Origin of the sequence: Halobacillus sp. A5 (genome assembly GCF_024189315.1) — a bacterium.
Lineage (GTDB): Bacteria > Bacillota > Bacilli > Bacillales > Halobacillaceae > Halobacillus_A.
In genome coordinates this window covers 489,322-501,419 of the sequence record NZ_JAIZEO010000001.1, presented here as the reverse complement: position 1 = coordinate 501,419, position 12,098 = coordinate 489,322, and the positions used below count along the sequence as shown (strand labels likewise).

At 39.1% G+C, this 12,098-nt stretch carries 14 protein-coding genes; 3 read left to right on the top strand and 11 right to left on the bottom strand.

The genetic code is table 11. From position 1 onward, the window contains the following. Positions 1–9 precede the first annotated feature (9 nt). The 6 genes from LF822_RS02655 to prsW all read right to left on the bottom strand — a co-directional run bounded on the left by LF822_RS02655 (position 10) and on the right by prsW (position 5,244). Positions 10–600 (bottom strand): lysophospholipid acyltransferase family protein, encoded by a 591-nt coding sequence (locus tag LF822_RS02655; protein WP_253922407.1) that lies wholly within the window; start codon positions 598–600, stop codon positions 10–12. 2 nt (positions 601–602) lie between these two features. Continuing rightward, on the bottom strand, positions 603–1,286 hold the full coding sequence (gene cmk, locus LF822_RS02650) for a (d)CMP kinase (protein ID WP_253922406.1): 684 nt from the start codon (positions 1,284–1,286) through the stop codon (positions 603–605). A gap of 156 nt (positions 1,287–1,442) precedes the next feature. Next, on the bottom strand, positions 1,443–2,105 hold the full coding sequence (locus LF822_RS02645; protein WP_253922405.1) for a flagellar brake protein: 663 nt from the start codon (positions 2,103–2,105) through the stop codon (positions 1,443–1,445). Positions 2,106–2,285: 180 nt separating this feature from the next. After that, positions 2,286–3,629, bottom strand: coding sequence for a germination protein YpeB (gene ypeB, locus LF822_RS02640; RefSeq protein WP_253922404.1), 1,344 nt, complete (start codon positions 3,627–3,629; stop codon positions 2,286–2,288). An 11-nt stretch (positions 3,630–3,640) separates the two neighbouring features. Beyond that, positions 3,641–4,441: a spore cortex-lytic enzyme gene (gene sleB, locus LF822_RS02635; protein WP_253922403.1), complete on the bottom strand. Its 801-nt coding sequence runs from the start codon at positions 4,439–4,441 to the stop codon at positions 3,641–3,643. 101 nt (positions 4,442–4,542) lie between these two features. Next, on the bottom strand, positions 4,543–5,244 hold the full coding sequence (prsW, locus tag LF822_RS02630) for a glutamic-type intramembrane protease PrsW (RefSeq protein WP_253922402.1): 702 nt from the start codon (positions 5,242–5,244) through the stop codon (positions 4,543–4,545). A gap of 51 nt (positions 5,245–5,295) precedes the next feature. On the opposite strand from prsW, the gene LF822_RS02625 reads away from it, so the two are divergent. Then, positions 5,296–6,267 (top strand): asparaginase, encoded by a 972-nt coding sequence (locus LF822_RS02625; RefSeq protein WP_253922401.1) that lies wholly within the window; start codon positions 5,296–5,298, stop codon positions 6,265–6,267. A 24-nt stretch (positions 6,268–6,291) separates the two neighbouring features. On the opposite strand, the gene LF822_RS02620 is transcribed toward LF822_RS02625, so the two are convergent. The 5 genes from LF822_RS02620 to LF822_RS02600 all read right to left on the bottom strand — a co-directional run bounded on the left by LF822_RS02620 (position 6,292) and on the right by LF822_RS02600 (position 11,444). Beyond that, a complete protein-coding gene (locus LF822_RS02620) occupies positions 6,292–7,272 on the bottom strand; it encodes a YpdA family putative bacillithiol disulfide reductase (RefSeq protein WP_253922400.1) in 981 nt (326 codons plus the stop codon). A 95-nt stretch (positions 7,273–7,367) separates the two neighbouring features. Beyond that, positions 7,368–8,648, bottom strand: coding sequence for a Glu/Leu/Phe/Val family dehydrogenase (locus LF822_RS02615; RefSeq protein ID WP_253922399.1), 1,281 nt, complete (start codon positions 8,646–8,648; stop codon positions 7,368–7,370). A gap of 133 nt (positions 8,649–8,781) precedes the next feature. After that, complete coding sequence (locus tag LF822_RS02610) at positions 8,782–9,720, bottom strand: D-alanine--D-alanine ligase (RefSeq protein WP_253922398.1); 939 nt, start codon at positions 9,718–9,720, stop codon at positions 8,782–8,784. 117 nt (positions 9,721–9,837) lie between these two features. Further along, positions 9,838–10,422 (bottom strand): genetic competence negative regulator, encoded by a 585-nt coding sequence (locus tag LF822_RS02605; protein WP_253922397.1) that lies wholly within the window; start codon positions 10,420–10,422, stop codon positions 9,838–9,840. A gap of 119 nt (positions 10,423–10,541) precedes the next feature. Beyond that, positions 10,542–11,444 carry a MerR family transcriptional regulator gene (locus tag LF822_RS02600; protein ID WP_253922396.1) on the bottom strand — a complete coding sequence of 301 codons (903 nt, stop codon included), beginning with the start codon at positions 11,442–11,444 and terminating at the stop codon, positions 10,542–10,544. A gap of 167 nt (positions 11,445–11,611) precedes the next feature. Here LF822_RS02600 and LF822_RS02595 point away from each other — a divergent pair, with 167 nt between their 5' ends. Both LF822_RS02595 and LF822_RS02590 read left to right on the top strand, forming a co-directional pair. Beyond that, positions 11,612–11,830 carry a spore coat associated protein CotJA gene (locus LF822_RS02595; protein ID WP_253922395.1) on the top strand — a complete coding sequence of 73 codons (219 nt, stop codon included), beginning with the start codon at positions 11,612–11,614 and terminating at the stop codon, positions 11,828–11,830. A gap of 26 nt (positions 11,831–11,856) precedes the next feature. Next, the gene (locus LF822_RS02590) at positions 11,857–12,084 is read left to right on the top strand and encodes a spore coat protein CotJB (RefSeq protein WP_253923443.1); all 228 of its coding nucleotides are present in this window, start codon (positions 11,857–11,859) and stop codon (positions 12,082–12,084) included. Positions 12,085–12,098 lie beyond the last annotated feature (14 nt).

The following is a 12,098-nucleotide window of genomic DNA, read 5'->3' as shown; positions in this document are numbered from 1 at the left end:
GTCAAGTATTTACCCTTTTTCGCTGTGAATTTTATGCAATTGTCTGATTTCTTCCATGATCAGATCTGTAACGACTTGTGCGCTTGCTTTTTTATCGCGGTAAGGCTGTAAATCAATCGGTTTTCCGTAGGCAACCTTTATAGGTTTAAATTTGCGATATGGACCAATAATCGCACACGGTACAATAACCGCCTCAGAACGAAGAGCAAAAAAGCCAGCTCCAGCTAAACCTTTCCCTATTTCTCCGTTTCTTTGTCTACTACCCTCCGGGAACAAACCTAAAGCATGATTCTGTTTAAGAATATCTAATCCTTTGCGTAATGCGTTTCGGTCTCTCATCCCTCTTTTGATTGGAAAAGCATGTACTCTTTTCAAAATTCCCCCAATAAGCTTGTTCTTAAACAATTCTTCTTTTGCGAGGAAATAAATGTTTCTATTATTGGTAATCCCTACAACCGGGGGGTCTACATTTGAAATATGATTGCTGCATATAATGACAGGACCTTTTTTGGGTATGTTTTCTCTTCCTACTACCTTAATTCGATATAAAGGATATAAAATAACCGCACATAAAGTTTTTCCTACTGTGTACAAGTTCAACGTTACACACTCCCATCCTGCTCTTTATTGACAATTTCTATGATTTTTTCAACTACCTGCTGAATTGATAATGAGGTCGTGTCTACTTCTACAGCATCCGATGCTTTAACTAAAGGTGCCGTTTTTCTCTGGGAATCAATTTCATCCCTTTTACGAATCTCTTCCATCAACTCTTCTAAATTAGAAGAGAACCCCTGCTCTAAATTTTCTTTATGACGCCGCTCCGCTCTTTCTTTCACAGAAGCAATCATAAATATTTTCACTTCAGCATCAGGAATAACATGGGTGCCGATGTCGCGCCCGTCCATTACGACACCTCTTTTTTCTACAAGCTTTTGCTGCCTTGCCACCATTTCTTTTCTTACTTTAGCATGCTCCGCTACATAGGAAACATTGCCTGTCACTTCATGTGTCCGAATCTCTTTCGTCACATCGGAGCTGTTTAATTTAACGTGCTGGCCGTCTTCTTCTTGAACTAATTCAATTTCAGTTTCTCTAAGAAGCTGTTCAAGTGCATATTCATCATTTAGATCTATTTCATTCTGTAAAGCATTCAAAGTTAAAGCTCTATACATTGCCCCTGTATCTATATATATATAAGATAAATGTTTGGCGACCTTTTTTGCCACTGTACTTTTTCCTGCAGCAGCCGGTCCATCAATAGCTATTGCTAATTTACGTGTCATCTCTTCTTCCTCCAATTTACAATGCTACATACAAAAACGCACCAACTGTTTAGAAAGCGCGTTTTGAAGTCTGTCATGTCGATTTTATGTACACTGTTATCTACTTTCATACTCGTAAAGAATAACATAAAATACAATCTATTATCTATAAAAACCTTATAGTCTTTTCTGTTTACGCATCTGCATCTGCTGTTCAAAACAATATTGAATTACATACTGTCTCATCTTTTCGTTTAAATTAATAAATTCAATTGATACAGATTTTTTATTCGAACCTTTTAACATAGACGACCTTACAACTTTCCCAGAAGACTCCATGTAATGGTAGTCACCATCATTCATGGGAAGCACTACTGTAATATCCAGCATTAGATCTGGAGACAAGGATATTTTTTCAGGCTCGTATATAGCCATGCCTCCCCCGCTCAAGTCTCTAGTTACAGTCGTAAATTTCGTTTTGTTATTATTAGTATTTACTGCCACATCTACAGCAGTATCAACGCGGACATATTCCCTTCTTTGAATGCGGACAAGCTCTTCCTCTCCAGGAAAACTGACCATGAGCACCGGAATATTTTTCTTCTTTCTAGCTAAGACCTCAGTTTCAAACCAATATACTGATCCATCTTCTCCAAGAAAACTGGCTTGAAATTGTGTTCCTTCAAAAAAGAAGGCCGTTTTTTGTGTATTCATTTTAACAGGATAATCAATAAATACATGGCTATGACTGAAGTCGACTATTTTACTCTTATATTTTTCCGCTTCTTCCTGCTTGTTCCTATGTAATTCCAATGTTAAGGGTTCCCCAGCTTTAAACATTTTTTCGCCTTCTTTCACCAGCACTTCACGCTCGTTACTTACATTTATTATCTCAAAAAATAGTATTAAAAGTCCAGGACTTTTGATTCAAATTAACATCAAATGCTTGGTGTACAATATACAGCCATAAACATAAAACAGACTGTCGGGAAATCCTCCCGACAGTCTGAAGCTGCTTATTTAAGATACATCCATGTCGTACCTTTGCTCACTTGTTTTTAAAGTTTCTACTTCTTCCTCTGTTCCATCATCCGCATTAATAAAAATGCGGTAGGTTTCGTCCCCTTTAGTGGTAAGAAACTCGTAACATAAGATGGTTTCCTGAGCCTCATTCTCGATTACCGCTAAATAATTTTCCTGAACTTCCAGATTAGGGTTGATCATTTCTTTTGCCTCATCTTCTGATAGAGCTGGTTGTTTATTTATTTCTTCATTAGGACGGCTGTAGTATTCTACAGCATCTAACCCGAGCATTTCTCCATTATCAAGGGCTACTTTAACTTGAACTGTACTCGGATAATAGCGGATATCATCTTTAGTATAAACAAACCTAAAGACTCCCACATTATCATATTGATTACTTTCAACCATTTCCATGTTCTTCAGCTCTAATTTATCTACATAGGTTGCTGCTTTTTTAGATGCTTCATTTAGACTGATTTGCGTATCATCTACATCTCTTGCCACCATAACGGTTAAAGGATAACCGCCTTGTTTGGACATATCCATATAGCCGTTTCTTTCATCTTCGTTAAATGCAGCGGTAACCGTTGGTATGTCGGCACCTTTTCCTGATTTTGTTATCGTAAATTCATCAGGCTCAACTTTTCCAAACCAATTTTGAGCGATTTCAATTGCATCTTCTTTATTAATTTCTTCTCCTTTTAAATGCGACAGATCTTTCTCATCTGGTCTCGAAGATATACCATTTTCTGAGTTCGTCTGCTGAAATCCATCCATAGATTTTTCAACTGTTTTAAATCCATTAATAATCGTGTTGTCTCCCGTTTCTTCATTTGTGGCAAGAGCAAGCTCAACATCCATCCATCTTAAATTGTCTTCGAGCACCATATTCTGAACTTCTCTCAATTCATTTCTAATATCACCAGACTGCTTGTAAAGCGCCTCCAAACCTGCTATCTCATCTTCAGATAAAGGTTCTTTATCCAAATCTCTTATTGCGGTGTTGTAAGCGAAGTCCCCAATATCAAACAGAAACTCTTCTGTTTTGTTAAAAGGCAACAATGTTAAAGGCAGCTGTCCTACATCAGAGCTCGCCTCAGAAGTAAGCCTCCAAATCTCAGCCATTTGTGGTGAAAGCTGCTTACGTGTGTTCATTGCCAGCGTTGCGCCAATTTTATCATGGAGTGTGTCCACATCGGACGTCAATTCATGGAAAGCCCTTTGATAGCTATTCTCTGCCTGGATAAGTATCGCGTTCTTATCCTGGTGTTCTTTATATCCAAAAACTGCAAGACCTACGATCGTAATCGCTAATAAAGATATGGTAATCCAGCGAAACATGACTCCACCTCCTATTTACAAAAGATATGCTTTCCAATTTTTTTGATTTGCGGTCTCGACCAAATCCAGCTTGACGTTGCTGTGTTAGGGTTAAAATAATAGGTAGCATTACCTGAAGGATCCATCCCATTAATAGCGTCCATAACAGCTCTTTCAGCAGTGTCATTCGGCGTCAGCCAAATTTGACCGTCAGCAACTGCAGTGAAAGCCCGCGGTTCAAAAATCACCCCAGAAATGGAATTAGGGAAAGTTGCGCTATCTACACGGTTAAGTATTACTGCAGCCACAGCTACTTGTCCTTCATAAGGTTCTCCCCGCGCCTCACCATACACAGCATTTGCCATTAATTTAATGTCGTTTTGAGAGTAACCGCCAGGAACGTTTACCGCAGTAGGTTCAGAAGTTGTTTCTCCTCCCCCGCCCTGGTTCTGCTGCTCTTGTCCCTGGTTTTGACCCGTCTGTTTACCTCCGCCATCTCCTGAAGGTAAATACTTTTCATACCCTTTTGAAGCTTTTACTAATTTCTCTTTCATCTGTGGACCTACAAGTCCGTCAATTTCCATACCAAACTCATATTGAAAGTTTCTTGCTGCCCAATACGTACTCCAGCCAAATACCCCATCTACATCTTTGCTGTAGAAACCAAGATGCTTTAGTCTTGCTTGAAGCTCAATAACATCTTGCCCGACAGATCCCTGCTGAATCACTTGACTCGTAAAGGCATGAACCTTTTTGCTGTTATACATTTCAGGAACAGGTAATATAAGAAGCGCAAATAATAAAGCAAACATTACAAATTTCTTCGAAGCCATCTCTTCTACACCCCTGACGCAACTTTTTATTTATAGAGGTAGTTTTGTTCAATTAAGTCACAATATACATAAAGAAACAAAAAAAGCCGCCATAATGGCAGCTAGCGGTCCGAATTGGAGGATAGTACTGGATCGTGATGATTGTTAGCCAGCTTAATCTTGCGGACACCAATACACCACAATATAATCATAAAAGGAATAATCAGATACAGCCAGATTGAGGTAACAACGAAGTAATCATATAAACTATGTAAAACGAAAGGTATAATAAAAGCTAATGCAAGCGACCATCGTCTAGTTGTCGGAGAGAACTTAGCTTTCCCCATATAATAACCCATTAACAGTCCAAACAATGCGTGAGATGAGACGGGAAATAAGGCTCGCAGCAGAGCTATTTCAATGCCATTGGCGAAAAGATAAAGGATATTCTCCAACGTGGCAAATCCTAAGCTGATAGAAACACCGTAAATAATCCCGTCGTAATGGTGATCAAAATCAGAATGGCGGTAAGCCACAAATAATAAGAAGAACCACTTAAAAAATTCTTCTAACAATCCAGCAAGGAAAACAGATTTCATAAAAGGTGATTGGAAAAGTCCTTCGCTCTCAAAAGCATATTGAATAAACATTAACGGGAATACCAGGATGGCTCCCAGTATAAACATCCTGATGATTAAAGGAAGAGGCTCCAGTTCTATTCTTTTACTTAAATAAATGAAAGTCATTAGAGCAACGGCAGGTGCAACTGCTGCTGTTAGAATCGCCAAAACCCATCCCCTCTCTTTCTTTCCACTAAAATTCATCGTATCATGGAAAGAGAATAAAAGGAATATTTGAATAAGCAGGAGGTCCTAATGAAAACTATTTTAATTATACATACAGGCGGAACTATTTCGATGAAAGAAAATAAAGCTACGGGAGAAGTAAATACTGATGGAGAGCACCCTCTTAAAGAGCTTTCAACCTTTCTAAAGGAGAGCATAGAAATTAAAGATGAAATTCTCTTTTACCTTCCTTCGCCTCATATCCGCCCTGATCATATGCTTAAACTAGGTCAGTTTATCCATGAAAAGTTAGCAGAGCATCAATATGATGGGGTAGTCGTAACACATGGTACTGATACTCTGGAAGAAACGGCATATTTTCTTGATTTGTTCCTTCAGACAAGGAAGCCTGTGATTGTCACAGGCGCTATGAGGTCGAGTAATGAAATAGGCTCAGATGGACTTTATAACTTAATGAGCGCCATTAAAGTGTCAAGCTGCGATGAGGCCCATGGCAAAGGAGTACTCGTCGTAATGAATGATGAAATTCATACAGCTCGTAACGTCACCAAGACTTCAACAAGTAATGTTGCTACCTTTCAAAGCCCTCAATACGGGCCGATAGGCATTACGACGAAGAAAGATGTATTTTTCCACCACAAGACTACAAGCCACGATTCATATCCCATTCAGCATTTAACTAAAAATGTGGCTCTCATAAAGGCATATGCTGGGATGGATGGCACAATTATCGAAGCCGTTTGTAACAGCGGAGCAAATGGAATGGTGATTGAGGCTTTAGGGCAGGGCAATCTCCCGCCTGAAACTGTCCCGGCCCTGAAAAACACCATAGAACAAGGAATTCCAGTGGTGCTTGTTTCCAGGTGCTATCAAGGGGTTGTTCAAGATACTTACAGCTATGAGGGAGGCGGCCGCAAGCTGAGGGAAATGGGGATCATATTTGCAAATGGACTGACAGGTCCAAAAGCCAGGATTAAACTTATGGTCGCCCTTGAAATGACAAATAATCCAATAGAATTAAATCCGATGTTTAGTTATTAAAGAAGAAGCATAGTGAATTTCTCACTATGCTTCTTTATCATATATAGATTGAGCAATCTTATCTCCATGGAAGCGGCCATTTTCAATAAATATTTCATTATTGTTATAACCGGCAGCAATGACTCCGGCTATATAAATATTATCCATGTTTGTTTCCATAGTAGCTTCATTAAAATCCGGGCGTCCGGTTTTCTCATCCATATCCACACCCATTGAAGTTAAAAATTGATGGTTTGGACGATAACCGGTCATGGCAAAGACAAAGTCATTTTGAATTCTTTTTTCTTCACCATTGCACGTGTAGATGACTTCGTGATCTGTAATTTCGTTCAAGTGAGCACAAAATTCCATCGTTACAACTTCTTTTCGTACTAATGCTTCAAACTGTGGAAGAATCCATGGTTTTATACTTCTGGAGTAATCTTCACCTCTATAGAGTACGGTAACATTTGCACCTGCTTTTACTAATTCTAATGTAGCGTCAGCAGCAGAGTTTTTCCCTCCAACCACAACTACATCTTTATTAAAGTAAGGATGCGCCTCCTTAAAATAGTGCATTACTTTACCGGAGTCTTCACCTTTAACATTTAATGGATTAGGCTGGTCATAATAACCTGTTGCAGCCACAACGTATTTAGAAAAGTATTCCTTTTCTTCTTGATCATTTTTAATTGTCTTTATGGTGTAGCCCTCATCCTCTTTTGTAACCTTAACTACCTTTTCAAAAGAGTGGATGCGGAGAGTTTCTCTTTCCGCTACAGCTCGATAGTAAGCTAATGCTTCATTCCTTACCGGTTTTTGTCGTTCAGTTATAAATGGAATCTGTCCAATTTCTAGTTTCTCACTGGAACTGAAAAACGTTTGATGAGTAGGGTAATGATAAATCGAGTTAACCACATTTCCTTTTTCTATAATCAGAGCGTCTATCCCAAATTTTTTTAGCTCAATGGCGGCACTCATTCCGCACGGTCCCGCTCCTATGATTATAACTTTTTCTTCCTGCACATCTGTCACTCCTCTTTATCCCGCAAATCCTGTCTGTACAACATAAAAGATCTCCTATCATCTAAATGATAGGAGATCTAACTTATAGAATCAACCTATATCCATCCTCTGAACCTTGACGCTTCAGCCATTTTTCTCACGCCCACCATATATGCTGCCAGCCTCATGTCCACCCGCCGGTTTTCAGCAGTCCGATAGACATTTTCAAAACCTTTGACAATGACTTTGTACAGTTTTTCTTCTACTTCTTCTTCGGTCCAATAATACCCCTGGTTGTTTTGCACCCACTCAAAGTAAGAGACGGTAACTCCTCCAGCAGAAGCTAATACATCCGGGACGAGAAGTATTCCGCGATCTGATAATATTTTAGTTGCCTCTAACGTAGTAGGTCCGTTCGCAGCTTCGACTACTATTGTAGCTTTGACACTTCCTGCATTTTCTTCAGTAATTTGGTTTTCAATAGCAGCAGGGACCAGGATATCACAATCAAGTTCTAATAATTCTTTATTTGAGATGGTGTTCTTAAATAAGTTGGTAACTGTTCCAAAACTGTCTCTTCTATCCAGTAAGTAATCAATATCCAGACCATCAGGGTCATATAACCCTCCGTGAGCATCTGAGATTCCAACAACATTCGCACCTTTGTCGTGCATGAATTTAGCCAGGAAACTTCCTGCATTTCCAAATCCTTGCACAACTACACGTGCTCCTTCTATTTGAATGCCTTTTTTCTTGGCTGCTTCTTCTATACAAATTGTAACACCTTTAGCAGTGGCTGATTCCCTGCCATGAGAGCCCCCGAGCACTAAAGGTTTTCCTGTAATAAAACCTGGATTATTAAATTCATCAATTCGACTGTATTCATCCATCATCCAAGCCATTATTTGCGAATTCGTAAACACGTCAGGAGCTGGTATATCCTTAGTAGGGCCTACAATTTGACTGATTGCTCGCACATAACCTCTGCTTACCCCTTCTAATTCTCTAAACGACATATCCCTTGGATCACACACAATACCGCCTTTACCTCCACCGTACGGTAAATCAACAATTCCTGCTTTTAAGCTCATCCAAATGGACAGTGCTTTCACTTCTTTTTCAGATACATTAGGGTGGAAACGCACCCCGCCTTTTGTAGGGCCAACAGCATCGTTGTGCTGAGCTCTAAAGCCTGTATAGATCTTTATGGAATCATCATCCATTCGTACCGGAATTCTAACTGTCATCATTCTGACAGGTTCTTTTAAAAGATCATAGACTTCATTTGGATATCCTAATTTATCCAGCGCTTTTTTCACTACTTTTTGAGTGGACTTTAAAACATCCAGCTTATCATTTTGGTCATTTGCATTGACGTCAGCTTTATCGGCTACCATCGATTTACCTCCTATGTGAAACCATTCGCTAAGGGTGTTCTTTCAGTCAATAGTATACACGTAACCCATCGTTATGCAAAGCGAATTCATAGCTTTCTTTCTTATTTTTTAAAAAGTATGAAAGCGATTACAACTATTGATTTTTCTCCGGCAATGATAGAGAAACAAATCGTTCAACTAAATCGTCATAGCTCAATCCTATGACCTGTGCCGAATCAGGAAAAAGACTGGTTGGTGTCATACCAGGGAGTGTATTTACTTCCAATATAATAGGTGTATTATTCTCATTAATAATAAAATCTACTCTGGAATAAACACTGCACCCTAATAATTGATGAGCTTCAACCGCATAGGCCTGCAGCTGCTCAGTCAGTTCATCAGAGACTTTAGCAGGTACGATGTGCTCACTGCCTCCAGGTTTATATTTAGAATCAAAATCGTAATAATCGCTTTTCGGAATAATTTCTATTACAGGCAGTGCCTCTTCTTCTCCTTGTTTTCCTACTACCGGTACCGTTACTTCCCGGCCACCTACGTAATCTTCTACTAAAATAACCGAATCAGAAGCAGCTGCAATTTCAATAGCTTTATCAATCTGGCTCTCATCTTTGACTACAGTTAACCCTAATGTGGAACCTTCCTGATTCGGTTTTACAACGAATGGAACTGTAAATCGTTCTTTTACTGCTGCAGCTATTTGGGAATGATCACGATACCTGTTTACTACGTATGATTCGCTTTCGGCGGTAGGAATATGATTAGTCGCAAAGATCTGCTTTGATTTAGCTTTATCCATTGCAAGTGCAGAAGACAGTACTCCTGATCCTACATATGGAATGTCAAGCATATCCAGTAAGCCCTGAATCCTGCCGTCTTCTCCAAATCTGCCGTGCAGACCTATAAATACAAGATCTACTTTTAAATCAATCAGCTGGTCTATTTTACTCGGGTCAAAATCAATTCCTATTACTTGATGACCTTTATTTTTTAAAGCTTGAATAATTCCTTTACCCGTTGATAGAGAAACTTCTCTTTCTCCGGATACCCCCCCGTATAATACCGCTACTTTCATGCACGAACACTCCATTTCTCAGTCCAAAGTTTCACTTTATTTTAACACGTTATGAAGACACCTTCTAATTTAATCAAACAAAAAGAACGAAAGCATCTGCTTCGTTCTACTTTCAATCTATGATTTGGAGAAATATTGTTTAATTGTTTTAACCGCATTTTGTTTCATTATAGGTTGACCATATTCTATTAAACGGTGTGAAGTAACTGCCGAAGCCGAGGAGAATTCTGAGAGTAAAGCGATTACTTGTTCTATGTCTAAATGGAATATGGCTTCATCGTCGAGCACCATATAATAATGGTCATTATAAAGATAAACGTCTCCTTCTTCTACATTTAACGCATATAAATGCAATCCTGCCTGAATGATATCTTCAAAATCATCAAATGCAAAAATCATTTCCTTACTTTCATCTAATGTAACTTTCATTTCAATATATCCATCATCTTCATCTATTTCTTCTTTAGATTTCGTAACCACTACAAGCATTCCTTGAGCCTGCAGCAAGTATACTTGGACAAGAAGCATCCCATTCAGCTCAACCCCAAGCTCAACACCGGCGTCATACATCATATCACTAAACACTCGGTGCACTCTTGGGAGATCACTCCAAAGCTCTTCTTTTGTCAAGCCTCTGTCTAACAAATCATCAAAAGTTAAAAATATTTTAAATTTCTCGTTAGACATTCTTTCGACTCGCATGTATACGCCCCCTTTTAATAAGGATAACTGTTATCTATATCTTATGATGACCGCTCTAATTATGGCACTTTTTTTAGAATTATATCCATTATTTCTCGCAGGGGCAATTATTTAATGGATTATACATTTTTCTGCAGCCATTCTTCCCACTCTTTCTTTGTGCTTCCTACCAAATAAGACTCCAGACTTCTTATATCTAATTCAGGAAGTGTCTCGTAAGCATAACCTCCAAGTCCGATTTTCAGATCAGGAAACTGCTCATCCAATGATTCCACTAAACGAATCGTCATAGGAATATTCTGCTCTAATGTACATGACATAAATACAAACGATGGCTTTATCTCATTGATAACTACCTCGATATCTCCACCTGCAATACTTTGCCCGAGATAAACTACTTCATAACCCCGTCTTTTTAAAAACAATGCAAAAATAAGCAACCCTAACTCATGCTTTTCATTAGGACCACAAACGAGAAGTGCTTTCGGCTGAATACCTTCTGCAGGAATAGTCAGCAGCATCATTCCTATCCGTGAACGGAGGAAATTGCTCGCAAAATGCTCATGCGCACTTGTGATTTCATTATTTTCCCACATGTCACCTATTTTTACTAGTAAAGGCCCGATCATGTCAATAGCAACTGTTTCCGGCGTAAATAAACTGAATGCTTCATCAAGCTTAAATTGGGCCGCTCGCTCATTGAAAGACAATAAACATTGCAGAAGTTGATCTCCTGTAGCGGTCAAATGATTTTTTTCCTCCTTTAAATGTGGAGGTGTCGTCACGTCTTCACTATTTTCCAATAAAGAGACAGCTTGAGAAATAGTAAAACCTTTATTGACTTTATCTAAAAGCCATTTAAGTGTTTGAATATGGTCGTCCGTGTATAAACGGTGACCCGCTTCATTTCGGGAAGGACGGATAATCTGGTATCTGCGCTCCCACGCCCTCAACGTTCCAGCTTGTATCCCCAGCATATTGGAAACAGCTTTTATATTATATTTAGCTTTAATTTTTTGCATGAGTACCCCTCCACTAGAACGTTTTAGTTTAAGTATAGTGTTTGAGCAATTATTGTGTAAAGTTTGTATACGCTTCGTGTGGTTACATACAATTCATTATAAGAATCGAATAGGACAAGTCAAACAAACATAAGGTGGGGGTATGACCGTTAAGAAAGGTGATGAGTATGTATACCCCTATAAAATGGTACCATCCTTACGCAAGTACAGCTGATCCGTGCCCGCCTATTGAATGGAAGTATTATCAAACACCGCCAAACTTATACCTTGGGTTCCAGCCGACCGGACTCCCTCAATTTCCTTTAAAAGAAGCCCTTTACAAAGGGACCTTATGGCCGGTGCTTTTCGATCCTTATCCAAGTCATGTAAGAGGTGAAGACCATTGAAACCAAGTCAAGAGCAAATAAACCAAATGGAACAAATCCAACAGGTGGATTTTGCATTAGTGGAACTGACTTTATATCTCGATACTCACCCTCAAGATTATAATGCCATTCAACAGTTCAATCAGCTGGCCGTTCAAAGTAAACAGTTAAAAGGCCAATATGAACAGCAATTTGGACCTTTGAAACAGTTCGGAGGGAGCTTTTCCTCTTACCCTTGGAACTGGATCGATTCCCCATGGCCCTGGCAGATGTAAATGCGTAAAGGAGG